Below are 23476 nucleotides of genomic sequence, written 5' to 3'. Positions count from 1 at the left end.
ACCATGCTCAGCCTGGAGCAGGCCGTGGGAGCTGCGCCCACGCTCGCCGCGCTGCAGGAGCGCATCCGGGAGTCCCGTTGGTGCCTGGATCAGGTGCAACACCTGATCCCCGCCAGCTTGCGTCCGCATGTGCTGGCCGGCCCCTTGCAAGATCAGGAGTGGTGCCTGCTGGTGGCCAGTTCCGCCGCGTCGACCAAACTGCGCCATTTGCTGCCTTCGCTGCAACTGGCTTTGACCCAAAGGGGTGCGCAGGTTAACGCAATCCGCATCAAAGTCCAAACGCCGGGACGATGAGCGCGCCCTGAGCCTGCGCGGGCGGTGCCTGGTGCCGCTTGTCTGACTCGAACAGACGACCTATCGCTTACAAGGCGATTGCTCTACCAACTGAGCTAAAGCGGCGGGTTGAACGAAAAATTCTACTTGACGCGCTTGAGCTGGGGCCTGCCGCCCGGCCGACCAGGGCCTGCCGGTGGATCGGGCAGATCACCCGACGCGGGCGCGCCATCGCTGGGAACGGACCGCAGCGGGCCACGGGCGGGACCGTCGGAGGCCTCTTCGACACCCGAAGGTGCATCGGGCACCACAGCGGCGTCCACGGCGGGCCGGGAGGAAACGGCCGCCGCGGGCGGCGCTGGAAAGGCCATGCCTTGGCCGTTCTCGCGCGCATAAATGGCGATCACATGGCTGATCGGCACAATGATCTCGCGCGCCACCCCGCCGAACCGGGCCTTGAATTCGATGAATTCATTGCCCAGCTTGAGCGAGCTGGTGGCTTCCATGCTCACGTTGAGCACGATCTCACCGTTCTTCACGAACTCCATGGGCACCCGCACCGACGCATCGACCTGGACGGCGATGTAGGGCGAGAACCCATTGTCGGCACACCATTCGTGCAAGGCACGGATCAGGTACGGCCGCGTGGAGGGGATTTCCGGTTCGAAGGTACTCATGAAGTTTCTGGCTTGGTCCCCTGCGGGACCGCGTGCCGTTTACTTGCGCATCACCTTTTCGGACGGCGTGAGCGCCTCGATGTAGGCCGGGCGCGAGAAGATGCGCTCGGCGTACTTGAGCAGGGGAGCGGCGTTCTTGCTGAGTTCGATGCCGTAGAAATCCAGGCGCCACAGCAGGGGGGCGATGGCCACGTCCAGCATGGAGAAATTGTCACCCAGCATGAACTTGTTCTTCAGAAACACCGGTGCGAGCTGGGTCAGGCGATCGCGGATGTGCGAACGGGCCTTCTCCAGCGCTTTCTCGTTGCCCTTGGTGCTGCGCGATTCGAGCATGGACACGTGCGTGAACAACTCTTTCTCGAAGTTCAGCAGGAACAGGCGCACGCGCGCGCGGTCCACCGGGTCGCCGGGCATCAGCTGGGGATGCGGGAAGCGTTCGTCGATGTACTCGTTGATGATGTTCGATTCGTACAGGATGAGATCGCGTTCGACCAGGATAGGCACCTGGCCATACGGGTTCATCACGCTAATGTCTTCAGGCTTGTTGTACAGGTCGACGTCCCGGATCTCGAAATCCATGCCTTTTTCAAACAGCACGAAACGGCAGCGGTGGGAGTAAGGGCAGGTGGTGCCCGAATACAAGACCATCATGTGGGAGTCTCCTTAAAGCAAAAAACAGTGGCTTGCGAACATGCCCGTCGGGCATTGCAAACCACTGTGGAACGGTCGGGCCGGCCTCCCATGAGACCGCCCCAGCCGGATCGGATTATTTGACGTCTTTCCAGAAGGCCGCATTCAAGCGCCAGGCCACGATGGTGAAAGCCGCCAGGAACAGCATCACCCACACGCCGATGCGCACGCGGGAGTTCTGGGAAGGCTCGGCCATCCACTGCAGGTAGGCCACCAGGTCGCCAACGTTTTCTTCGTAGCGCGCATCGCTCAGGGTGCCGGGTTTGACCTGCTCCCAGCCTTTGACGCGGTCCACCTCGTGGCCGTGGCTCATCACCTTCTCGTGCACCGGACGGCGCTCGCCTTGCAGCTCCCACAGCGGGTGGGGCATGCCGATGTTCGGGAACACCAGATTGTTCCAGCCGGTCGGCTTGGTGTCGTCGCGGTAGTAGGTGCGCAGCAGGGTGTAGACGTAGTCGGCACCGGTGCCCGCGCTGCTGGAGCGCGAACGGGCGATCAGGCTGAGGTCGGGCGGGTTCACGCCGAAGAACTGCTTGGCCTGCTTCGGATCGATGGCGGCCTTCATCGTGTCACCGATCTTGTCGGTCGTGAAGGTGAGGTTCTCAGCGATCTGCTTGTCGTTCAGGCCGATGTCGCGCAGGCGGTTGTAGCGCATGAACGCCGCCGAGTGGCAGCTCAGGCAGTAGTTGACGAACAGTTTGGCGCCGTTCTGCAGGGCGGCCATGTCGTTGGTGCGCTGAGGCGCCTTGTCCAGGGGGAAGTTTCCACCAGCGGCCAGCGCCGCGCCCGACAAGCCCAGGGCCAGCATGAAGCCCAAGAGGATTTTTTTCATTTGCTTGACTCTCCGGATTGGCTCTGTGGGTTCAGTGGGGCTGGAACGTGACGCGCTGGGGCACCGGCTTGAATTCGCCGATGCGGCTCCACCAGGGCATCAGCAGGAAGAAGCCGAAGTAGAACAGCGTACCCAACTGGGACACCCGCTCGCCAATGGGCGACGGCGGTTGCACCCCGAGATAACCGAGGATCAGGAAGTTGATCACGAACACCGTGTACAGCCAGATGTTCCAGTTCGGGCGGTAGCGGATGGACTTGACCGGGCTGTGATCAAGCCAGGGCAGGAAGAACAGGATGATGACGGCGCCACCCATGGCGACCACGCCCCAGAACTTGGCATCGATGGACAGCATCAGCGCCACCAGCACCAGTGCGGCGATCACGATGCCACCCTTGATCGCGCCGGACACCTTGGCCTTGAGCGCACCCAGGACCGCCGCGATGACGACGATGGCCACCAGGGCGTACATCATTTCGGTGGTGATGGCACGCAGCATCGAGTAGAACGGCGTGAAGTACCAGACCGGCGCGATGTGCAGCGGCGTCACCAGCGGGTCGGCCGGGATGAAGTTGTTGTACTCGAGGAAGTAGCCGCCAAACTCGGGGGCGAAGAAGATGATCGCCGAGAACACCATCAGAAAGACCGAGACGCCCAGGATGTCGTGCACGGTGTAGTACGGGTGGAACGGGATGCCGTCCAGCGGCTTGCCCGATGCATCCTTGGTGGCCTTGATCTCCACACCGTCGGGGTTGTTGGAGCCCACTTCGTGCAGGGCGATCAGGTGAGCGACCACCAGACCCAGCAGCACCAACGGCACAGCGATCACGTGGAAGCTGAAGAAGCGGTTCAGCGTGGCGTCGCCCACCACGAAGTCGCCGCGGATCAGCAGCGCCAGGTCGGGACCGACGAAGGGAATGGCGGAGAACAGGTTGACGATCACCTGGGCGCCCCAGTAGGACATCTGGCCCCAGGGCAGCAGGTAGCCCATGAAGGCCTCGGCCATCAGGCACAGGAAGATCGCGCAGCCGAACACCCAGACCAGCTCGCGCGGCTTGCGGTAGCTGCCGTAGATGAGGCCGCGGAACATGTGCAGGTACACCACCACGAAGAACGCCGAGGCGCCGGTGGAGTGCATGTAGCGGATCAGCCAGCCCCAGGGCACGTCGCGCATGATGTACTCGACCGACGCGAAGGCGAGATTGGCGTCGGGCTTGTAGTGCATCACCAGAAAGATGCCGGTGACGATCTGGATCACGAGCACCAGCAGGGCCAGCGAGCCGAAGAAGTACCAGAAGTTGAAGTTCTTGGGCGCGTAGTACTCGGAGAGGTGCTCCTTGTACAGCTTGGATGCCGGGAACCGGTTGTCGATCCAGTTCAGCGCTTTCTGACCGATCGGCGCGTCGGGGGAAATTTCTTTGAATTCAGCCATGGGGATGCCTCTGTGATCCGTTGTCTGTCAGTGCCGCTCAGGCCTGCTTCTCTTCACCCACCAGCAAGGTGGTGTCGGACAGGTAGTAGTGCGGCGGCACTTCCAGGTTGTCGGGCGCCGGCTTGTTCTTGAACACGCGGCCGGCCACGTCGAAGGTGGAGCCGTGGCAGGCGCACAGGAAGCCGCCCTTCCAGTCGTCCGGCAGCGAAGGCTGCGGGCCGGGGGTGAGCTTGTCGCCGGGGGAACAACCGAGGTGGGTGCAAATGCCCACGGTCACGAGGAATTCGGGCTTGATGGAACGGTGGCGGTTCTTGGCGTAGGCCGGCGTCGGGTAGGCCGTGCGGTCCGAGTTCGGATCGGCCAGTTGACCCTCGATGGTCTCGAGCGCGGCGAGCTGCTCGGGCGTGCGACGCAAGATCCACACCGGCTTGCCGCGCCATTCGACAACGATCTTTTCTCCCGGCTGGATGCCGGAGATGTCCACTTCCACGGCGGCCCCGGCGGCCTTGGCCCGCTCGGACGGCTGGAAGGTGCTCACGAAGGGAACGGCGACGGCGGCTGCACCAGCACCACCCATGGCGCAGGAGGTGATCAGCCAGGTTCTGCGGCTGCGATCGACAGTCGCACCGGCGGTTGCTTCACTCATGGGGATCTTTCAATGGGGTCGAGACGGGACACTAGGGACAACCCGGCATTGTACTGGAGCAGTCAAGGGGCTTTACCGCTTGTCGGGGTGTGGGACTTGGCTATTGCCCGGGAGCGCTCGATACCAGCGGACGCCACGCACGACTGTGTGAGAATGCCTCTCGACTTTCCGCCATCCATTTCAATCACTCGCCAACCGGAGGACCTCATGGGCATGTTGCAAGAGTTCAAGGAATTTGCCGTCAAGGGCAACGTGATCGACCTCGCCGTGGGCGTGATCATCGGCGGGGCTTTCGGCAAGATCGTCACTTCCATGGTCGACGACGTGATCATGCCCATCGTGGGCGCCATCTTCGGCAGCCTGGATTTCACCAACCTGTACCTCGCGCTCGGCAAAGTGCCCGAGGGCACGCCCGCGACGCTGGCCGGCCTGAAAGCGGCCGGTGTGCCGACCCTGGCCTACGGCAACTTCATCACGGTGGCGCTGAACTTCACCATCATGGCGTTCATCATCTTCATCATGGTCAAGCAGATCAACCGCCTCAAGCGCGAAGCGCCCGCCGCCCCGGCCGAGCCGCCCGCAACGCCCGAAGACATCGCCCTGCTGCGCGAGATCCGCGACAGCCTGCGCAAGTAAGCGTCAGCCGCTTCCGACCACGCCGCACCCCTCACGGGGCTGCGGCGTTTTTCATGCCTCAGACGCCCGTGGCTGCCAGGGCCGCGTCGATGGCCGCCAGCAGGCTGGTGGCGCTGGCCTGGCCGGTGCCGGCGATGTCGAACGCCGTGCCGTGGTCGGGGCTGGTGCGCACGAAAGGCAGGCCCAGCGTGGTGTTCACGCCGTGCTCCAGACCCAGCAGCTTGACGGGAATGAGTCCCTGGTCGTGGTACATCGCCACCACCACGTCAAAAGCCCCCTGGCGGGCGCGCATGAACACCGTGTCGGGCGCGTGCGGCCCACTGGCCTGCACACCTTCCTGTTGCGCCTGTGCCACCGCCGGCGCAATGGTCTCGATTTCTTCCCGACCGAACAATCCCCCCTCCCCCGCGTGCGGGTTCAGCCCGGCCACCGCGATGCGTGGCGCGGCCAGCCCGGTTCGCCGGAAATGCGCGTCGGTGATGCGGATGGTCTGCAGCACCTGGGCCTGCGTCACGGCTTGCAGCGCCTGCTGCAAGGACACATGAATGCTCACCAGGACGGTGCTCAACCCGGGGCAGCTCAGCATCATGCGCACCGGTAGCGCAGAGATCGGCACGCCGGCGTGCGCCGCCGCGAGCGCCTGCAGCAACTCGGTGTGACCCGGGTGGTCGACACCGGCCGCCGCCAGCGCTTCCTTGTGGATGGGCGCGGTCACCAGGGCTCGGGCTCGTCCCGACAGGGTCGCCTGTGCGGCCCACCGAATGCAGTCGGCTGCCGCCAGCCCGGCCTCGGCGCTCACACGCCCCGTGGGCACCGGTCGGGCCAGCGAACACGCCTGCACCACCGCCATGCATCCCGGAGGCACCGCGTCAAGGTCCGACAACGCCTCGATTTCGGCCAGCATCAGCGCTTCGGCGGCCGAGCCCCGCTCCGCCGCCGTGGCGCGCAAGGCCTGGTGCATCGTCGCCACGTCGCCGGCCACCACCACCTGGCGCTGCAGCGCCGGCCGTTCACGAAACGCCTTGGCGATGATCTCGGGCCCGATACCCGCGGGATCGCCCATGCTCAGAATCAGCGGAGGGGGTGGGAACGGCGGCATGTGGCGCTTCAGGCGGGGTTGTCGATGTCGATGAACACGTGCGCCAGCCCCAGCTGCGCGGCCACATGGGCACCGACGGCAGGCGCGCCATAGCGCTCGGACGCGTGGTGGCCGCAGGCGATGTAGGAGACGCCACATTCGCGGGCATAGTGCGCCTGCGGCTCGGAAATTTCGCCGGTGATGAACACATCCGCACCGGCCGCGATGGCCGCCTCGAAGTAGCCCTGCGCGCCGCCCGTGCACAGCGCCACATGGCGCACCGGACGATCGGGCTCGGCGACCAAGGTCACTGCGCGCCCCAGGCACCGGGCCACATGATCGGCCAGTGCGGCGGCCGACTCGCTGCGGCGCTCGCCCATGAAGCCCAGGGCCTGCTCGCCGAAGCGGCCGCGCGCGTCGGCGTACACGGCCACTCCCAGCTGACGTGCAAGCTGCGCGTTGTTGCCCAGCTCGGGGTGCGCATCCAGCGGCAGGTGGTAGGCCAGCAAATTGATGTCGTGCGCCAGCAGCAGCGCCAGACGCTGCTTCATCCAGCCGGTCACGCGGCCGTCCTGGCCGCGCCAGAACAGGCCGTGGTGCACCAGGATGGCATCGGCGCCCTCCTTCACGGCGGCCTCGATCAGCGCACGGCTGGCGGTCACCCCGCTCACCAGCTTGCGCACTTCTGCCCGGCCCTCGACCTGCAACCCGTTCGGCCCATAGTCCTTGAACTGGGTTGGCTGCAGCAGCGTGTCAAGGGCATCGGTCAGGGCGGCGCGGGAAACGGCAGGGTGGTCGGTGCGCGGATCGGGCATGGGCAGGCGGCGTGGGGCAAGGCGGAGCCCTCCATTCTGACACCCCCTCCTCCACCGACCGGGTCGCCCGCCTCTTGAAGCCGTCGCCGTTCACGCCCATATGCGGGACAATATCGGCGGACGCGGCCGAGGCCGCGCCCCTCCTCAACCCGCTCGACATCCCCATGAAACGACTCTGGCTCCTGTTCGCCCAAACCGTCACTGTGCTCGTGGCGGCGTTGTTCGTGGTGGGCACCTTGCAGCCCCAATGGCTGGGCCGCCAGACCGCCGTGGTGCCCGTGTTCGAGGCCCCATCGGGCACGCCAGTGGCGACGGTCGAGGGCACCGGGAGCTTTCGCGCCGCCGCCCGCACCGCATCGCCGGCCGTGGTGAGCATCAACACCAGCAAGGCGCCAGCCCACAACCCGCAAAGCGCGGATCCCTGGTTCCGGTTTTTCTTTGGCGACCAGGCCCCCTCGCAGCAGCAAAGTGGCCTGGGATCGGGCGTGATCGTCAGTCCTGCCGGCTACGTGCTCACCAACAACCACGTCATCGAAGAAGCCGACGAGATCGAGGTCATCCTCAACGACGGCCGCAAGGCCGTGGCGGAGGTGATCGGTACCGACCCGGAAACCGATCTGGCGATCCTGAAGATCAACCTGACCGACCTGCCCGTGATCACCCTGGGCAACTCCGATGCGCTGGAAATCGGCGACCAGGTGCTGGCCATCGGCAACCCGTTTGGCGTGGGCCAGACCGTCACCAGCGGCATCGTCAGCGCGCTTGGCCGCACCCAGCTGGGCATCAACACCTTCGAGAACTTCATCCAGACCGATGCCGCCATCAACCCGGGCAATTCGGGCGGCGCACTGGTGGACGTGAGCGGTCAGCTGATGGGCATCAACACCGCGATCTACTCACGCTCCGGCGGCTCGATGGGCATCGGCTTTGCCATCCCCACCTCCACCGCGCGCAGCGTGATGGAAGCCATCGTGAAGGACGGACAGGTCACGCGCGGCTGGATCGGCGTGGAGCCCCAGGACCTGAGCCCCGAACTCGCCGAGAACTTCGGCATGCAGCCGGGCACGGGCGTCATCATCAGCGGCGTGCTGCAGAACGGGCCCGCCGCCCAGGCCGGCATTCGTCCAGGCGATGTGATCACCGCCGTGGCCGGCCGCTCGGTGAACAACGTCGCGCAGCTGCTGTCGGCCGTGGCCAACCTGTCGCCGGGCACGCCCGCGTCGCTCGATGTGGTGCGGCGCGAGGGCAAGACGAAGATCGAGGTCACACCGGGCCGGCGCAACCTGCCGCGTCAGCAAGCCACCCCACGCTGAAGCGCGGGATCGATCAAGCCGCCGGCTTTTCTTCTTCCTTGGCTTCTTCGTCGGTCTTGGCCGACGCCTTGATGAACCACTGCGCGCCCCAGATGCCCAGCTCGTAGAGCAGGCACATGGGCACGGCCAGCGCCAGCTGGGAGATCACGTCCGGCGGCGTCACGACGGCCGCGATGACGAAGGCCACGACGATGAAGTAGCCCCGGAACTCCTTGAGCTTCTGCACCGTCACCATGTTCATCTTGACCAGCAGCACCACGACGATGGGCACCTGGAACGCCAGGCCAAAGGCGAGGTACAGCGACAGAATGGCCTCCACGTATGAGGCGATATCGGGCGTGGCGGCCACGCTCGCGGGCGTGAACTTCTGGATGAAGCCGAACATTTTGTCCAGCACGAAGAACTGCACGAACGCGATGCCGATGTAAGCCAGCAAGCTGCCCAGCACGATCAGGGGCACGGCGAAGCGCTTCTCGTGGCTGTACAGACCGGGCGCCACGAAGGCCCACACCTGGTACATCCACCAGGGCAGGGACAGCAGCAGCGCCGCCATGGCCAGCACCTTGATCGGCACGAAGAAGGGCGAGAACACGCCCACGGCGATCAGCTTGGCGTCGGGCGGCATGTGGGCCCGGATAGGCACCGCGATCAGGTCGATCAGCCCGCTGGGGCCGGGCCAGACGGCCAACAGGGCCATGCAGATGGCCAGGCCGATGATGCCGTACAGAAGCCGGTCGCGCAGCTCCATCAGGTGCTGGACAAACGGCTGCTCGGAACCGGCGAGTTCGTCGGTGGAATCTTTGGGATCGGACATCAACGGGGAGCGGAAGAGGAGCGGGGCCGGAACCGGGCCACGCGGGCCGCACCCGACTGGGTGCGGGTGCGCACGCCGGTGCGGGCCTTGAACCACTGGGGCATCGCCTTCTGCTTCAGGCGCCAGTTCTTCTTGGGGTGTTTGTAAACCGGTGGGGTTTCGAGTGAGCCGTTGGAACCATAGGTGGTGGACGTGCCATCCAGGCCAGCGGTCGCGTCCGACCACGATTTCTCGAAATCGTTGGCACCGCTCTGCACCGAGGCCTCCACGTCGCGCGCCGCCTCGGTCACCGAGTCCTTCATCTTCTTGAGCTCTTCGAGCTCCATGGAGCGGCTGACCTCGGCCTTGACGTCCGACACGTAGCGCTGCGCCTTGCCCAGCAGGGCGCCCACCGTGCGGGCGACGCGAGGCAGCTTTTCGGGGCCGATGACGATCAACGCCACCGCCCCGATGAGGGCGAGCTTGGAAATGCCCAGATCAATCATGTGTCGGCCATCCTGCGGGCAATGTTGGGCGGGAGGTCCGCCCGGAAACGGTGCTGCCTAGGGTATTCAAACCCACCGCGGGCAGCAGGAGCATCAGCTTTTGTGCTTGGCTTCGACGTCGATCGTGTTTTTGTCGGTGCGGGTGTCCTGCGTCACCTGCCCCGCGGGGGCCGCCGCCGCGTTGTCGGCGGGGGTCTGGCCACCTTCCTTGATGCCGTCCTTGAAACCCTTGACCGCACCGCCCAGATCGGAACCGATGTTCTTGAGCTTCTTGGTGCCGAACACCATCACCACGATCAGCAGCACGATCAACCAGTGCCAGATGGAAAACGAACCCATGAGTTACTCCAGATAAGGAAATAGGGAAGCGAGAGCCGCTATGCGTGGGATTCTAAGCCCCGGTGGGAGTTCAGCCGCCCTCGCGGCGCAATACCAGGGCCCGCCGGACGGCACTTATCCACGCAACCAGGGCCGGGGACCACCCATCACGTGCACGTGAAGGTGGTGCACCTCCTGCCCGCCTTCCCCACCGTTGTTGCACACGATGCGAAATCCGCCTTCGGGGTATGGATTGCAACCCTGCTCCAGCGCCAGGCGCGGGGCCAGGGTCATGATGCGGCCCATCAGCCGCTCGTGCTCAGGGCCCAACTGGGCCATGGAGGGGATGTGCGCCTTCGGTACCATGAGGAAATGCACCGGTGCCCAGGGGTGGATGTCGTGAAAGACGTAAAGGTCTTCGTCTTCGTAGACCTTTTTCGACGGGATCTGGCCGGCAATGATCTTGCAAAAGATGCAATTCGGGTCGTGAGCGCTCATGGGATCGGAGGTGTTAGTCGGGCATAGCCTGGCTGGCGTTCATGCGCACCATGCCCTTGACGATGCGGTAGAGGAACCAGATGGAGATCAGGCACCAGGCAATCCAGCCGGGCGCCAGGAACAGCAGCCACAGCGGCAGGGTCACCAGGTACAGCACGGCGGCCCAGATGACGGTGCGGATGCGCCAGGAGAAATGGCTCGCTTGCCAGGTGCCCTCGGCATCGCTTTTTTTCACGAGGTCGACGATCAAGGCGATGATGAGCAACACCGGGCTGGCCTGCGCGCCGGGCAACACCGCCGCCACGGCCACGATCAGGTGCAAGAGGTAGCTGACCCAGCCCACCGTCTTGAGAGACTGGGCCTTCTCGCTGTCGACCGCCTTGACGTCAATGATGTCGCTCATCACAAGCTCCTTTCAGCCAGCTTCCGGACCGGCTGCAGCCTCTCGCTGCAGCACTTTGCGCATCGCCTTTTCCTCCAGGCCGCTCAGGCCCTCGCGGCGCACCAGTTCGGCCACCACGTCGGCCGGGCTCAGGTTGTAGTGCGCCAGCGCGATCATGCTGTGGAACCAAAGGTCGGCGATTTCGTTGACCAGCTTCTGGGGGTCGCCGCCATGGTCGGCGTCCTTGGCCGCCATCACCGCCTCGGTGGCCTCTTCGCCGATTTTTTTCAGGAAGGTGTCGGGCCCCTTGTGCAACAGGCGAGCCACGTAGCTTTTTTCGGGATCGCCCCCGTTGGCCGGTTTGCGGCTTTCGATCACGGCGGCCAGGCGCGCCAGGTCATCGGTGGTGGACATGTCGGTTCACTTGTAGATCGATTCGGGGTCTTTAAGCACGGGCTCGACGGCGTGCCATTGGCCGCCCTCGAAACGCTGGAAGAAGCAGCTGTGGCGGCCGGTGTGACAGGCAATGCCGGGTTCGTGCCCCAGTTGCGTGACCTTGAGCAGCACCACGTCGTTGTCGCAGTCCATGCGGATGTCGTGCACGGTCTGCACGTGGCCCGACTCCTCCCCCTTGAACCACAGCCGTTCGCGTGAGCGGCTGTAATAGACCGCACGGCCCAGTTCGGCCGTCTTCTGCAGCGCCTCGCGGTTCATCCAGGCGAACATCAACACGTCGCCCGAGGCGGCTTCCTGCGCGATCACAGGCACCAGGCCTTGCGCGTCCCACTTCACTTCATCGAGCCAGTTCATGGCAGGAATCTACCATGGGGCCCGGGCTTGACGCCCCTGGCGGCCGGAATGCCGTTAGGATGGTCCAGGCACCGGTCCGAGGCACACCGCCCCGTCCCCAACCATGACAAGGAACACCATGAAACTCCGCACCCTGCTCCTGGTCCTCTTCATCCTGTTCATCGCGGGCTTCGTGGCCCTGAACTTCGAACAGATCCTGCAACCCACCGCGCTCAATTTCGGTTTCACCCAGGTGCAAGCGCCCATGGGCCTGGTGTTGCTGGGCATGCTGGCCCTGGTGCTCGTGGTGTTTCTGGCCGCGCTGGTGTACTACCAGACGCTGCATCTGATGGAGGTCCGCCGCATCACCCGCGAGGCGGCCGACCAGCGCCTGCTGGCCGACAAGGCCGAAGCTTCGCGCTTCACCGAGCTGCGGCAATACCTGCAGACCGAACTGCAGGCCACCACGGCACGCGAACAGGCGTTGTCGGAGAAGGTGCACACCAAGCTGGACCAGGTCCAGTCCGCGCTGACCCAGGTGATCGAGCAGACCGGCAACAGCGTGAGTGCGAGCGTGGGCGAGCTGGAAGACCGGCTGGAGCGCCAGCTTCCACCCCGCCACAGCGGCGACCACCTCTGAAGAAACGCCTCAGCGCCGGACCGGGATGCCGCGTTCGGCCATGCGCGCCTTGGCTTGCGCCACGGTGAACTCGCCGTAGTGGAAGATGCTGGCGGCCAGCACGGCATCCGCCCCACCCTGTTGCACGCCATCGGCCAGGTGGTCAAGGTTGCCCACGCCCCCCGAAGCGATCACCGGCACGCTCACCGCGTCGGCCACCGCGCGGGTCAGCGCCAGATCGAAGCCGGACTTGGTGCCATCGCGGTCCATGCTGGTGAGCAGGATTTCGCCGGCACCGAAGTCAGCCATCTTCGAGGCCCAGGCCACGGCGTCCAGGCCGGTGTTCTTGCGCCCACCGTGGCTGTAGACGTCCCAGCCTTCGCCGCGCTGGGCCAGGTCGTCGCCCTGGCGGCGCTTGGCGTCGATCGCAACCACGATGCACTGCGCACCGTACTTGTCCGACGCGTCGCGGATCACCTGCGGGTTGGCGATCGCAGCCGAGTTGAAGCTGGTCTTGTCGGCGCCGGCATTGAGCAGGCGGCGGACGTCTTCCACCGTGCGCACGCCACCACCCACCGTGAGCGGAATGAAGACCTGCGAAGCGACGGCCTCGATGATGTGCAGGATCAGGTCCCGGCCATCGGAGGTGGCGGTGATGTCCAGGAAAGTGAGTTCGTCGGCACCCTGCTCGTTGTAGCGGGCGGCGATTTCCACCGGGTCGCCCGCATCGCGCAATTCCACGAAGTTGACGCCCTTGACGACGCGGCCGCCGGTGACGTCCAGGCAGGGAATGATGCGCTTGGCAAGCATGGGCTGCGTTATCCGTTGAGGTCGTCGGCCAGCTGCTGCGCGGCCTCGAAGTCGAGGTCGCCGCTGTAGATCGAGCGGCCACAGATCACGCCTTCGACGCCTTCGTCTTCCACGGCGCACAGCGCGCGGATGTCTTCCAGGTTGGACAGGCCGCCCGAGGCGATCACGGGAATGGACAGCGCCTGCGCCAGCTTGACGGTGGCCTCGATGTTGATGCCCGAAAGCATGCCGTCGCGGCCGATGTCGGTGTAGATGATGCCTTCGACGCCGTAGTCCTCGAACTTCTTGCCCAGGTCCACCACCTCGTGGCCGGTGAGCTTGCTCCAGCCATCGGTGGCAACCTTGCCGTCCTTGGCGTCCAGGCCCACGATGATGTGGCCGCCGAACGCCGTGCAGGCGTCCTGCAGGAAGCCTGGGTTCTTCACCGCCGCCGTGCCGATGATCACGTAGCGCAGGCCGGCGTCCAGGTAACGCTCGATGGTGTCGAGGTCGCGGATGCCACCGCCCAGCTGCACGTCCACTTCCGAACCCACCTCCTTGAGGATGGCGCGGATCGCCTGCTCGTTCTTGGGCTTGCCAGCAAAGGCACCGTTGAGGTCCACCAGGTGCACACGGCGCGCGCCCTTGTTGACCCAGCTGCGGGCGATGGCCGCCGGGTCTTCGCCGAACACCGTGGATTGGTCCATGTCGCCCTGTTTGAGGCGAACGCACTGGCCGTCTTTCAGATCAATGGCAGGAATCAGCAGCATGATGGTGTGGGTGAAGGGCGGATGGACTCAGGGATTCCAGGACAGGAAATTGCGGTAGAGCGCCAGCCCCTGATCGGCGCTTTTTTCCGGGTGAAACTGGGTGGCAAAAATATTATCGCGGGCAATGGCCGCCGCAAAGCGCCCGCCGTAGTCCGCTTCACCCACGCTGTGCACTGCCTGGGCAGGCCGGGCGTAGAAGCTGTGCACAAAATAGAAATAGGCGCCGTCCGCGATGCCCGACCACAGCGGGTGGGCCGGGCCCCGGCCCAGTTCGTGGAACACGGGGTTCCACCCCATCTGGGGCACCTTGAAACGGCTGCCATCGGCCTGCAAACGCCCTTCCAGCTGGAAACGCACGACTTCGCCGGGGATCAGGCCCAGACCGTCGGTCGGTCCTTCCTCGCTGCGGTCCAGCAACATCTGCATGCCCACGCAGACACCGAACAGCGGTTTGTGGGCGGCAGCGTGCAGCACGGCCTCCAGCAAACCGGACGCGGCAAGCTCACGCATGCAATCGCCCATGTGGCCCTGGCCGGGCAGCACCACGCGGTCGGCGTCCAGCACCTCCTGGGCCTGGGCGGTGACGCGCACCTCCACGTCCTGCGCGCGCGCCACGTGTTGCACCGCCTGCGAGACCGAGCGCAGGTTCCCGCTGCCGTAGTCCACCACGGCGACCGTCTTGCGTTTCATCGGGGTGAAGAACTCAGAGCGAGCCTTTGGTCGAGGGAATCACGTCGCCCATGCGCGGGTCGCGCTCCAGGGCCATGCGCAGGGCACGGGCGAAAGCCTTGAACACGGTTTCGGCCTGGTGGTGGGCGTTTTCGCCGTGCAAGTTGTCGATGTGCAGGGTCACGCCGGCGTGGTTGACGAAGCCCTGGAAAAATTCGAAAGCGAGCTGCGTGTCGAAGCCACCGACCATGCCGCTCTTGAACGGCACGCGCATGTGCAGGCCCGGGCGGCCCGAGAAATCGATCACGACGCGCGACAGGGCCTCGTCCAGCGGCACGTAGGCGTGGCCGTAGCGGCGGATGCCCTTCTTGTCGCCCACGGCCTGCGCAAAGGCCTGACCCAGCGTGATGCCCACGTCTTCCACCGTGTGGTGGCCGTCGATGTGCAGGTCGCCCTTGGCCTGTACGTCGAGGTCGATCAACCCGTGGCGGGCGATCTGGTCCAGCATGTGGTCGAAGAAACCGATGCCGGTGGACAGGCTGGCCTGTCCCGTGCCGTCGAGGTTGATGCGCACGCCGATCTGCGTCTCCGAGGTGTTGCGTTGCACTTGGGCCACGCGGTCGGACACGGCGGGGGCGGGAGGCGTCTGGGTCATAGGGCGGTCTGGAGGGCTCGGATCAGCTGGGCGTTTTCCGACGGTGTACCCACCGTCAGGCGCAGACAATGGGTCAGCAAAGGATGCATTCTAGAAACATTCTTCACCAGAATCCCCTGGGCCTTGAGCGCATCGAAGCAGCGTTGTGCATCGGGCACACGCACCAGCACCATGTTGGCCTCGCTCGGGAAGGGTGTGACGCCCGGCATGGCCGCCAGCGCGTCGATCAGCAAAGCGCGCTGTTCGCGGATCTGCGAGGCCTGGTCGGCGAACACTTCGGCGTGCTCCAGCGCGAACAGGGCGCACTCGGCGTTGAGCACGCTCACGTTGTACGGCGGGCGCAGTTTGTCGATCTCGTGCACCAGCGCCTGCGCACCCACCATGTAGCCGATGCGCACGCCGGCCAGGCCGAACTTGGAGAGGGTGCGCATGAGCAGCACGTGCGCATGGGCCGCCGGCTGGGCGCGGATCTCGTCCAGCCAGCTGTGGCTAGAGAACGGCTGGTAGGCCTCGTCCATCACCACCAGGCCACCGAAACCGGCCGCCTCGGCGATCAGGCGGCGGATGGTGTCCGCGTTCCAGAGGTTGGCGGTGGGGTTGTTGGGGTAGGCGATGTAGGTGATGGCCGGCTTGTGCTCGCGCATCGCGGCCAGCATGGCCGGCTCGTCCAGCTCGAAATCGGCCGTGAGCGGCACGCCCACGAACTTCAGGCCCTGCAGCTGGGCGCTCATGGCGTACATGACGAAACCCGGCAGGGGGGCCAGGATGGTGGCGCCCGGCAGGTCGCAGCCCATGGCCAGCAGCGAAATCAGTTCATCCGAGCCATTGCCCAGCATAAGGCCGCAGCCCGCAGGCAGGTCCACGTGACGGGCCAGTGCCTGCCTGAGCTCGTCGATGCGGGCGCCGGGGTAGCGGTGGATGGCCACCGCGCCCAGGCGCGCGCCCAACTCGGCCTGCAGGGCGGGCGGCAGGGCGAACGGGTTCTCCATCGCATCGAGCTTGACCATGCCGGTCGAGTCCTGGATGGCGTAGGCGTGCATGGACTGCACGTCCTGGCGGATCGTGTTCAAAGGGTTCTGGCTCATGAGGCACCCCGCATCGGCGGCACGTCCTTGAGCCGCATTTCGGCCGCGCGCGCATGCGCCTGCAGGCCCTCGCCATAGGCCATTTCGGCCGCGATGGCGCCCAGGCTCTGCGCGCCGGCCTGGCTCACCTCGATCAGGCTGCTGCGTTTCTGGAAGTCGTACACGCCCAAAGGCGAGGAAAAACGCGCGGTGCCGCTGGTGGGCAACACGTGGTTGGGGCCGGCGCAGTAGTCGCCCAGGCTTTCGCTGGTGTACGCGCCGAGGAAGATGGCACCCGCGTGCCGCAGCAGCGGCTCCCAGCGGTGCGGCTCGCCGCTGGACACCTCCAGGTGCTCGGGCGCGATGCGGTTGCTGATCGCGCAGGCCTCTTCCATGTCGCGGGTGTGGATCAGCGCTCCCCGGTCGTTCAAGCTCTTGGCAATGATGGCCGCGCGCGGCATGCTGGGCAGCAGGCGGTCGATCTCGCGCTGCACCGCGTCGATGTAGGCAGCGTCCGGGCACAGCAGGATGCTCTGGGCCAACTCGTCGTGCTCGGCCTGGCTGAAGAGGTCCATCGCCACCCATTCGGCTGGCGTGCTGCCGTCGGCCAGCACCAGGATTTCGCTCGGGCCGGCGATCATGTCGATGCCCACGGTGCCGAACACGCGCTTCTTGGCGCTGGCCACGTAGGCGTTGCCGGGGCCGGTGATCTTGTCGACCTTGGGCACGGTGGCCGTGCCGTAGGCCAGCGCGGCCACGGCCTGCGCGCCGCCGATGGTGAAGGCGCGGGTGACGCCGGCCACGTAGGCCGCCGCGAGCACCAGGTCGTTGCGCTCGCCGCGCGCCGAGGTGTCCGAACCACTGCCGCCGGTGGCCACACTGCCGCGCACCGGCGTGGGCACCACCATGATGATTTCCTGCACGCCGGCCACGTGCGCGGGCACGGCGTTCATGATCAGGCTGGACGGGTAGGCCGCCTTGCCGCCGGGCACGTAGATGCCCACGCGGTCCAGCGGCGTCACCTTCTGGCCCAGCAAGGTGCCGTCCTCGTCGCGGTAGCTCCAGCTTTCGCCGCCGGCCTTCTTCTGCGCTTCGTGGTAGCTGCGCACGCGGCGCGTGGCGGCCTGCAAGGCCTCGCGCTGGGCCGAGGGCAGGCCATCGAACGCGGCCTTGAAGTCGGCTTGCGTCAACTCCAGGTCGGCCATGCCGTCCGCCGTCAGGCCGTCGAAGCGCGCCGTGTATTCCAGCACCGCCGCATCGCCGCGCTCGCGCACATCGGCCAGGATGTCGGCCACGCGCTGCTCGATCGCCCCGTCGGTCTCGGCCGACCAATGCAGGCGGGCCGCGAACTGCGCCTCGAAATCCGCGGCGGTGGTGGACAGGCGGGCTGGGCGGGCGGAGAGGCTCATGAGGAGACGGGATCCTTTTCGATGGCTTGCGCGAAGGCGTCGATGATGGGTCGGATGGCCGCCTGCTTGAGCTTGAGCGAGGCCTGGTTGACCACCAGGCGAGCGCTGATGTCCATGATGCGTTCGACCTCGACCAGGTGGTTGGCCTTGAGCGTGTTGCCGGTGGAGACCAGGTCGACGATGGCGTCGGCCAGGCCGGTCAGCGGCGCCAGCTCCATGCTGCCGTAGAGCTTGATCAGGTCCACGTGCACGCCCTTGCCCGCGAAGAACTCGCGCGCGATGGTGGTGTATTTGGTGGCGACCTTCAGGCGCGAACCCTGGCGCACGGCCGAGGCGTAGTCGAAGTCGGCGCGCACCGCCACGCTCACGCGGCAGCACGAGATGTGGAGGTCCAGCGGCTGGTACAGGCCCTGGCCACCGTGTTCGATCAGCGTGTCCTTGCCGGTCACGCCGATGTCGGCACCGCCATATTCCACATAGGTGGGCACATCGGTCGCACGCACCAGCACCACACGCACCTCGGGGTTGCTGGTCGGCAGGATGAGCTTGCGCGACTTCTCGGGGTCTTCCAGCACCTCGATGCCCGCGGCCTTGAGCAGCGGCAGGGTCTCGTCGAAGATGCGGCCTTTGGAGAGGGCGAGAGTGATCATTTGATGCGTTCGATGTCCGCGCCGATGCCGCGCAGTTTGGCTTCCATCTGGTCGTAACCGCGGTCCAAGTGGTAGATGCGGTCGACGATGGTTTCACCGTCGGCCACGAGGCCGGCGATCACCAGGCTGGCCGAAGCGCGCAGGTCGGTGGCCATCACGGTGGCACCCGACAGGCGAGGAATGCCCTCGATGATCGCCACCTTACCGTCCGTCTGGATGCGCGCGCCCAGCCGCACCAGCTCGTTGACGTGCATGAAGCGGTTTTCGAAGATGGTCTCGGTCACCTTGCTCGCGCCGTCGGCGACGCAGTTGAGCGTCATGAACTGGGCCTGCATGTCGGTCGGGAAGCCCGGGTACTCGGTGGTGCGGAAGCTCTGCGCCTTCAGGCGGCCGGAGGCGCACACGCGGATGAAGTCACCACGCGCGTCTTTGCCGGCCTCGATCTGGGCCCCCGCCTCGCGCAGCTTGTCGATCACGGCGTCGAGGTGGTCGGCGCGGCCATGGCGCAGCACCACGTCGCCACCCGCGGCGGCCACGGCGCACAGGAAAGTGCCGGTCTCGATGCGGTCGGCCACCACCTGGTGCGTGCAGCCCTGCAGGCGGTCCACGCCCTGCACGTGGATGCGGCTGGTGCCGTGGCCCTCGATCTTCGCGCCCATGGCGATCAGCATTTCCGCCAGGTCACCGATCTCGGGTTCCTGCGCCGCGTTCTCCAGCACCGTCTCGCCCTGGGCGAGCGCGGCGGCCATGAGGAAGTTCTCGGTGCCGGTGACGGTCACCATGTCGGTGGCGATGCGCGCGCCGTGCAGACGCGTCTTGCCCGCGGGCAGCTTCGCGACCATGTAGCCGTGCTCGACCACGATCTCCGCGCCCATGGCCTGCATGCCCTTGATGTGCTGGTCCACCGGCCGGGAGCCGATGGCACAGCCGCCCGGCAGCGACACGCGGGCGTGGCCAAAGCGCGCCAGCAGCGGGCCAAGGACCAGCACCGACGCGCGCATGGTCTTGACCAGCTCGTACGGCGCCTCGGCCTTGATCGGGTCGGCCGCCTGCAGGGTGATGCCGCTGCGGTCCTCCCGGGTCTGCGTCTGCACGCCCATGTTGTCGAGCAGCTTGCGCATGGTGACCACATCCTGCAGACGCGGCAGGTTGTTCAGCGTCACCGGCTCGGACGTGAGCAGCGCGGCGCACAGTTCGGGCAGCGCGGCGTTCTTGGCGCCGGAGATGGTCACCTCACCCTGCAGGGTGCGGCCGCCGTTGATTCGCAGTTTGTCCATGGGGCGCGTCAGTTACGGGGTTGTGTGGCCCATTCGGCGGGCGTGAAGGTCTTCATCGACAGGGCATGCACCTCGTCGGTCTGGATGCGTCCGCCCAGCGTGCCGTAGACGGCCTGGTGGCGCTTGATCAGCCGCTGGCCCTCGAACGCGGGCGAGACGATCACCGCCGCCCAGTGGCGGCCGTCACCGGTGACTTCGAGGTGCTCGCAGGGCAGGCCGGCGGCGATGAGGGATTGCAGTTCTTCAGCGGTCATGGGGTGTTGTCAGTGCCGGATCTTGTAGCCGGTCTTGAGCAGGTGCAGCGCGATCGCGCTCACCAGGGCCAGCGCGCCGCCCACCAGGGCCAGGCTGATCCAGGGCGACACGTCGCTCACCCCGAAGAAGCCATAGCGGAAGCCGTCGATCATGTAGAAGAACGGGTTGAGGTGGCTCACGCGCTGCCAGAAAGCGGGCAGGGAATGGATGGAGTAGAACACGCCCGAGAGGAAGGTCATGGGCATGATGATGAAGTTCTGGAACGCGGCCATCTGGTCGAATTTCTCGGCCCAGAGCCCGGCAATCAGCCCCAGCGTGCCCAGCAGCGCCGCGCCCATGAAGCCGAAGGCCAGGATCCACAGCGGCGCCACCATCGAGGGCTGAGCGAACCACCAGGTGACCAGCATCACGCCCAGGCCCACGGCCAGGCCGCGCACGATGGACGAACCCACGTAGGCCACGAACCAGGCGCGGTGCGACAGCGGCGTGAGCAGCAGGAACACCAGGTTGCCCATGATCTTGCTCTGGATCAGCGAGGACGAACTGTTGGCAAAGGCGTTCTGCAGCACGCTCATCATCACCAGGCCGGGCAGCAGGAAGGCGGTGTAGCTCACCGAGTCGTAGACCTGCACCCGGTCTTCGAGCACGTGGCCAAAGATCATGAGATAGAGGATGGCCGTGATGACGGGTGCGGCCACGGTCTGGAAGCCGACCTTCCAGAAGCGCAGCACTTCCTTGTAGAACAGGGTCTGCCAGCCGGTCATGCTGCGACCTCCGCGGGCGAGCTGGCGCGCGGTTGCGCACCAGTAAGGTCCAGGAACACGTCTTCCAGATCGGCCTTGCGGATCTCGATGTCCTCGGGCGAGACGCCCACCTCGCGCAGGCGCGCCAGGATGCGCTCGACCGCCAACGCGTCGTTGGCCGGCAGCTGCACCACGCGGCCGGTGATGCGGGCCTGCACGGCGAGATCGATCGGCAGGGCCGCGTCGGTCTTGAAGCGCAGCACGTTGGAGGCCGCACGCGCCAGCAGCGCGGAGGTGGATTCGAGCGCCACCACCCTGCCCTGCTTGAGCATGGCGATGCGGCCGCACAGGGCCTCGGCCTCTTCCAGGTAGTGCGTGGTCAACAGCACCGTGCTGCCCAGGCGCTTGTTGAGGTCCGAGACGAACTGCCAAAGGGTCTGGCGCAACTCCACGTCCACGCCAGCGGTGGGCTCGTCGAGCACGATCACCGGCGGCTTGTGCACCAGCGCCTGCGCGATCAGCACGCGGCGCTTCATGCCGCCCGAGAGCTGGCGCATGTTGGCCGTGGCCTTGTCGGCCAGGCCCAGGCCTTCGAGCAGTTCGTCGATCCAGGCGTCGTTGCGCTGGATGCCGAAGTAACCGGACTGGATGCGCAAGGCCTCGCGCACGTTGAAGAAGGGGTCGAACACCAGTTCCTGCGGCACCACGCCGAGCTGGCGGCGGGCGGTGGCGTAGTCGGCCTGCACGTCGGCGCCGTGCACCAGCACGCGGCCCGAGGTGGCGCGCGCCAGGCCCGCGAGCACGCTGATGAGGGTGGTCTTGCCCGCACCGTTGGGGCCGAGCAGGCCGAAGAACTCGCCGGGTTCGATGTCGAAGGACACCGATTGCAGCGCGTGCAGGTCACCGCGCGGGGTCGAGTAGGTCTTGGAAACGTGCTGGAAGGAAACGGCTGGCATGCGCGGGCGGGACCCATGGGTCACCGGCCACGGGGCAGGACATCTGGCGCCCGCCGGTGAACCGGGTATTTTATGCGCGCCCCTCCCGCCGCGCTGGCGCGGGGTCGCTTGGCCGCGCCTCAGGCCGCGAGCAGTTCGTGCACGCCGTAGAGCGAGGCGAGGTCTTCCAGCCGCCGGGGCCAGCCGCTGACCTGCAAGGCCTTGCCCTGGGTCAACAGGCGGCGGCGCAGCTCCAGCAGCACCGACAGCGCCGAGGAGTCGAACACCTGCAACGGGCGGGCGTTGACCACCACCGTGGCCTCCGACTGGCCGGCCAGCTCACCGCCGAGGCGCGCCAGGGTCTGGTCCGCCTCGGCCAAAGTCAGCCGCTCGGGCAATTCAAGCGTGGTAGGCATGGCGTCAGCTGGCCTTGGGGGCCGCACCGCTCTTGTTGCGCTGCGCCAGCGAAGCGATCAGGCCGTCGATGCCCTTGCTGCTGATTTCCTGGGCGAACTGGGTGCGGTAGGTTTCGACCAGCCAGACGCCAAGCACGTTCAGGTCATAGATCTTCCAGCCGGCGGGCGTCTTTTCCATGCGGTAGTCGAGCTGGATCGGATCGCCCTTGCCCCGCACCTCGGAGCGCACCACCACCTCGGTGTCCTCGGGCTTGGAGCGCATCGGGCGGAAGCTCAGGGTCTGGTCCCGGACCTCGCCCAACGCGCCCGAATAGGTGCGCACCAGCAGGGTCTTGAACTCGTCCTGCAGCTGCTTCTGCTGCTCGGGCGTGGCCTGGCGCCAGTAGCGGCCCACCACGGAAGCGGTCATGCGCGAGAAATTCACGTTGGGCATGATCTTGCTGTCCACCAGCGCGATGATGCGGTTCACGTCACCCGCCTGGATGGCCGGGTCGGCCTTGATGGTGGCCAGCACCTCGGCGGACAGGCGCTTGACCATGGCGTCCGGCGCCTCGTCCTGTGCGAGCGCGGGAAGCGAGACAACACCCGCTGCGGCAGACATCAACAGGGCGGCGAGCCAGGAGCGGCGTTTCATCATGTGGTTCCTTTCGAGGCCAGGCGGCCTTGCTGCAGACACCGCAGCGTAGTTCATCCGAGGGCCCGGATTGTGAAGCGGTTCCCCCTCAATCGTTGCGATTCGTATCCGTGTGGCCGTCCTCACTGCTCACCGTCGCCGAGCCCGATGCCCTTGTCGATCAGGTCTTCGATCTGGTTTTGCCGGCGGTTGAGGTAGAAATCGCGCATGAAGCTGTATTTGTCCAGTGCGGCGTCGTCCAGCAGGGTGCCGGCGCGCAGCAGCCCGGCGCGGGTGTCGACCACGCGCAGCGCCATCAGGGAGTTGCGCGTGGGCACATGGTCCACACCCGTCACGGGGTCGCCGACCACGTCCACGATCAAGCCCGTGCCGTCGCGCACCGACGAGGGCCCCAGGAGCGGCAGCACCAGATAAGGGCCCGACGGCGCGCCCCAGCGACCCATCGTCTGGCCAAAATCCAGGCGCGTGCGGGGGATGCCCATTTCACTGGCGATGTCGAGCAAGCCGGCCAGGCCGAACACCGTGTTCACGCTGAAACGCATGAGGTTTTCGGTCGCCTCGCGCGGGCGCAGTTGCAGGCCGGCATTCACCGAGGACCAGAGATCGCCCAGGTTGCCGAAGAAGTTGCCCACGCCGGTGCGCACCGGGCTGGGCGTGACCTTCTGGTAGGCGGTGGCGACGGGCTTGAGCACCGCCGTGTCCACGGCATCGTTGAACTGGTAGACGCCACGGTTGAACGGTTCGAGCGGATCGCGCGGGTTGGCGTCCGGGCCCGTGGCGCAGCCCGCGATCACTGAAAACGTCAGCGCCAGCGTGGCGCCTTTGCTGACCGCCCCGATGGGGCTGTGAAGGTGTGTCATGTTGTGGGTTCCCCTGGGTTGTGCACCCGGCTGTTGTTTTTGCGAACAGCCTG

At 66.1% G+C, this 23476-nt stretch carries 32 protein-coding genes and 1 tRNA gene; 4 read left to right on the top strand and 29 right to left on the bottom strand.

Features of this window, described 5'->3' with window-relative positions; translation table 11 throughout:
• The first annotated feature begins 3 nt into the window (after positions 1–3).
• Entirely contained in the window at positions 4–294 is a 291-nt protein-coding gene (locus AC1Q9M_RS06540) for a DciA family protein (protein WP_291121429.1), read from the top strand.
• Between the two features lie 29 nt (positions 295–323).
• Here the strand turns inward: AC1Q9M_RS06540 and AC1Q9M_RS06535 are convergent.
• From AC1Q9M_RS06535 to petA, 6 genes are all read right to left on the bottom strand, one after another.
• Positions 324–399: transfer RNA gene (locus tag AC1Q9M_RS06535), tRNA-Thr, on the bottom strand.
• Positions 400–416: 17 nt separating this feature from the next.
• Entirely contained in the window at positions 417–950 is a 534-nt protein-coding gene (locus AC1Q9M_RS06530; RefSeq protein WP_492432976.1) for a ClpXP protease specificity-enhancing factor, read from the bottom strand.
• 39 nt (positions 951–989) lie between these two features.
• The gene (locus AC1Q9M_RS06525; protein ID WP_291121425.1) at positions 990–1601 is read right to left on the bottom strand and encodes a glutathione S-transferase N-terminal domain-containing protein; all 612 of its coding nucleotides are present in this window, start codon (positions 1599–1601) and stop codon (positions 990–992) included.
• Between the two features lie 115 nt (positions 1602–1716).
• Positions 1717–2472, bottom strand: a complete 756-nt coding sequence (locus tag AC1Q9M_RS06520) for a cytochrome c1 (RefSeq protein WP_382161371.1) — start codon at positions 2470–2472, stop codon at positions 1717–1719.
• Between the two features lie 31 nt (positions 2473–2503).
• Positions 2504–3904: a cytochrome b gene (locus tag AC1Q9M_RS06515; RefSeq protein ID WP_291121420.1), complete on the bottom strand. Its 1401-nt coding sequence runs from the start codon at positions 3902–3904 to the stop codon at positions 2504–2506.
• Between the two features lie 37 nt (positions 3905–3941).
• The gene (petA, locus tag AC1Q9M_RS06510) at positions 3942–4550 is read right to left on the bottom strand and encodes a ubiquinol-cytochrome c reductase iron-sulfur subunit (protein WP_291121418.1); all 609 of its coding nucleotides are present in this window, start codon (positions 4548–4550) and stop codon (positions 3942–3944) included.
• Positions 4551–4757: 207 nt separating this feature from the next.
• On the opposite strand from petA, the gene mscL reads away from it, so the two are divergent.
• A complete protein-coding gene (gene mscL / locus AC1Q9M_RS06505) occupies positions 4758–5186 on the top strand; it encodes a large conductance mechanosensitive channel protein MscL (protein ID WP_382161377.1) in 429 nt (142 codons plus the stop codon).
• Positions 5187–5244: 58 nt separating this feature from the next.
• On the opposite strand, the gene pdxA is transcribed toward mscL, so the two are convergent.
• Positions 5245–6249 carry a 4-hydroxythreonine-4-phosphate dehydrogenase PdxA gene (gene pdxA, locus AC1Q9M_RS06500; RefSeq protein ID WP_382323368.1) on the bottom strand — a complete coding sequence of 335 codons (1005 nt, stop codon included), beginning with the start codon at positions 6247–6249 and terminating at the stop codon, positions 5245–5247.
• A 44-nt stretch (positions 6250–6293) separates the two neighbouring features.
• Positions 6294–7079, bottom strand: coding sequence for a Nif3-like dinuclear metal center hexameric protein (locus AC1Q9M_RS06495; protein ID WP_492432972.1), 786 nt, complete (start codon positions 7077–7079; stop codon positions 6294–6296).
• A gap of 164 nt (positions 7080–7243) precedes the next feature.
• Here AC1Q9M_RS06495 and AC1Q9M_RS06490 point away from each other — a divergent pair, with 164 nt between their 5' ends.
• Positions 7244–8392 (top strand): Do family serine endopeptidase, encoded by a 1149-nt coding sequence (locus AC1Q9M_RS06490; protein WP_382161384.1) that lies wholly within the window; start codon positions 7244–7246, stop codon positions 8390–8392.
• A 13-nt stretch (positions 8393–8405) separates the two neighbouring features.
• Here the strand turns inward: AC1Q9M_RS06490 and tatC are convergent, their stop codons facing one another.
• The 7 genes from tatC to hisI all read right to left on the bottom strand — a co-directional run bounded on the left by tatC (position 8406) and on the right by hisI (position 11708).
• Positions 8406–9206: a twin-arginine translocase subunit TatC gene (gene tatC / locus AC1Q9M_RS06485; protein ID WP_382161387.1), complete on the bottom strand. Its 801-nt coding sequence runs from the start codon at positions 9204–9206 to the stop codon at positions 8406–8408.
• Entirely contained in the window at positions 9206–9691 is a 486-nt protein-coding gene (tatB, locus tag AC1Q9M_RS06480; RefSeq protein ID WP_382323366.1) for a Sec-independent protein translocase protein TatB, read from the bottom strand. Before tatB ends, tatC begins: the two co-directional genes overlap by 1 nt.
• A 93-nt stretch (positions 9692–9784) precedes the next feature.
• Positions 9785–10030 carry a Sec-independent protein translocase subunit TatA gene (gene tatA / locus AC1Q9M_RS06475; RefSeq protein WP_291121406.1) on the bottom strand — a complete coding sequence of 82 codons (246 nt, stop codon included), beginning with the start codon at positions 10028–10030 and terminating at the stop codon, positions 9785–9787.
• Positions 10031–10144: 114 nt separating this feature from the next.
• Positions 10145–10507 (bottom strand): histidine triad nucleotide-binding protein, encoded by a 363-nt coding sequence (locus tag AC1Q9M_RS06470; RefSeq protein WP_382323365.1) that lies wholly within the window; start codon positions 10505–10507, stop codon positions 10145–10147.
• Between the two features lie 13 nt (positions 10508–10520).
• Complete coding sequence (locus AC1Q9M_RS06465) at positions 10521–10910, bottom strand: DUF4870 family protein (protein WP_291121402.1); 390 nt, start codon at positions 10908–10910, stop codon at positions 10521–10523.
• Between the two features lie 12 nt (positions 10911–10922).
• The gene (locus tag AC1Q9M_RS06460; protein ID WP_382323364.1) at positions 10923–11303 is read right to left on the bottom strand and encodes a phosphoribosyl-ATP diphosphatase; all 381 of its coding nucleotides are present in this window, start codon (positions 11301–11303) and stop codon (positions 10923–10925) included.
• A 6-nt stretch (positions 11304–11309) separates the two neighbouring features.
• Positions 11310–11708, bottom strand: a complete 399-nt coding sequence (hisI, locus tag AC1Q9M_RS06455; RefSeq protein ID WP_382163743.1) for a phosphoribosyl-AMP cyclohydrolase — start codon at positions 11706–11708, stop codon at positions 11310–11312.
• 109 nt (positions 11709–11817) lie between these two features.
• Here hisI and AC1Q9M_RS06450 point away from each other — a divergent pair, with 109 nt between their 5' ends.
• On the top strand, positions 11818–12318 hold the full coding sequence (locus AC1Q9M_RS06450; RefSeq protein ID WP_492432968.1) for a LapA family protein: 501 nt from the start codon (positions 11818–11820) through the stop codon (positions 12316–12318).
• A 9-nt stretch (positions 12319–12327) separates the two neighbouring features.
• Here the strand turns inward: AC1Q9M_RS06450 and hisF are convergent, their stop codons facing one another.
• From hisF to AC1Q9M_RS06380, 14 genes are all read right to left on the bottom strand, one after another.
• Positions 12328–13107 (bottom strand): imidazole glycerol phosphate synthase subunit HisF, encoded by a 780-nt coding sequence (gene hisF, locus AC1Q9M_RS06445; protein WP_382323362.1) that lies wholly within the window; start codon positions 13105–13107, stop codon positions 12328–12330.
• A gap of 8 nt (positions 13108–13115) precedes the next feature.
• The gene (gene hisA / locus AC1Q9M_RS06440; RefSeq protein ID WP_291121393.1) at positions 13116–13856 is read right to left on the bottom strand and encodes a 1-(5-phosphoribosyl)-5-[(5-phosphoribosylamino)methylideneamino]imidazole-4-carboxamide isomerase; all 741 of its coding nucleotides are present in this window, start codon (positions 13854–13856) and stop codon (positions 13116–13118) included.
• Between the two features lie 27 nt (positions 13857–13883).
• Positions 13884–14546, bottom strand: a complete 663-nt coding sequence (gene hisH / locus AC1Q9M_RS06435) for an imidazole glycerol phosphate synthase subunit HisH (protein ID WP_382323361.1) — start codon at positions 14544–14546, stop codon at positions 13884–13886.
• A 13-nt stretch (positions 14547–14559) separates the two neighbouring features.
• Positions 14560–15180 (bottom strand): imidazoleglycerol-phosphate dehydratase HisB, encoded by a 621-nt coding sequence (gene hisB / locus AC1Q9M_RS06430; protein WP_382161405.1) that lies wholly within the window; start codon positions 15178–15180, stop codon positions 14560–14562.
• Complete coding sequence (hisC, locus tag AC1Q9M_RS06425; protein WP_382323360.1) at positions 15177–16265, bottom strand: histidinol-phosphate transaminase; 1089 nt, start codon at positions 16263–16265, stop codon at positions 15177–15179. Before hisC ends, hisB begins: the two co-directional genes overlap by 4 nt.
• On the bottom strand, positions 16262–17653 hold the full coding sequence (gene hisD / locus AC1Q9M_RS06420) for a histidinol dehydrogenase (protein ID WP_492432966.1): 1392 nt from the start codon (positions 17651–17653) through the stop codon (positions 16262–16264). The genes hisC and hisD overlap by 4 nt, the downstream gene beginning before the upstream one ends.
• The gene (gene hisG / locus AC1Q9M_RS06415) at positions 17650–18303 is read right to left on the bottom strand and encodes an ATP phosphoribosyltransferase (RefSeq protein WP_492432965.1); all 654 of its coding nucleotides are present in this window, start codon (positions 18301–18303) and stop codon (positions 17650–17652) included. The genes hisD and hisG overlap by 4 nt, the downstream gene beginning before the upstream one ends.
• Positions 18300–19580, bottom strand: a complete 1281-nt coding sequence (gene murA / locus AC1Q9M_RS06410) for a UDP-N-acetylglucosamine 1-carboxyvinyltransferase (protein WP_492432964.1) — start codon at positions 19578–19580, stop codon at positions 18300–18302. Before murA ends, hisG begins: the two co-directional genes overlap by 4 nt.
• Before the next feature lie 8 nt (positions 19581–19588).
• Positions 19589–19834, bottom strand: a complete 246-nt coding sequence (locus tag AC1Q9M_RS06405) for a BolA family protein (RefSeq protein ID WP_291118478.1) — start codon at positions 19832–19834, stop codon at positions 19589–19591.
• 9 nt (positions 19835–19843) lie between these two features.
• Positions 19844–20599, bottom strand: a complete 756-nt coding sequence (locus AC1Q9M_RS06400; protein WP_492432963.1) for an ABC transporter permease — start codon at positions 20597–20599, stop codon at positions 19844–19846.
• Positions 20596–21534, bottom strand: coding sequence for an ABC transporter ATP-binding protein (locus tag AC1Q9M_RS06395; protein ID WP_382161421.1), 939 nt, complete (start codon positions 21532–21534; stop codon positions 20596–20598). The genes AC1Q9M_RS06400 and AC1Q9M_RS06395 overlap by 4 nt, the downstream gene beginning before the upstream one ends.
• A gap of 119 nt (positions 21535–21653) precedes the next feature.
• Positions 21654–21929: an STAS domain-containing protein gene (locus AC1Q9M_RS06390; RefSeq protein WP_382161423.1), complete on the bottom strand. Its 276-nt coding sequence runs from the start codon at positions 21927–21929 to the stop codon at positions 21654–21656.
• Positions 21930–21933: 4 nt separating this feature from the next.
• The gene (locus tag AC1Q9M_RS06385; protein WP_382323354.1) at positions 21934–22563 is read right to left on the bottom strand and encodes an MlaC/ttg2D family ABC transporter substrate-binding protein; all 630 of its coding nucleotides are present in this window, start codon (positions 22561–22563) and stop codon (positions 21934–21936) included.
• Between the two features lie 122 nt (positions 22564–22685).
• Positions 22686–23423 carry an MlaA family lipoprotein gene (locus AC1Q9M_RS06380; protein ID WP_492432962.1) on the bottom strand — a complete coding sequence of 246 codons (738 nt, stop codon included), beginning with the start codon at positions 23421–23423 and terminating at the stop codon, positions 22686–22688.
• Positions 23424–23476 lie beyond the last annotated feature (53 nt).

Source organism: Hydrogenophaga sp. GW823-FHT04C09, from assembly GCF_058796355.1.
Note: the sequence above shows the minus strand (reverse complement) of the source record. Positions and strands in the feature narration are given on the sequence as shown.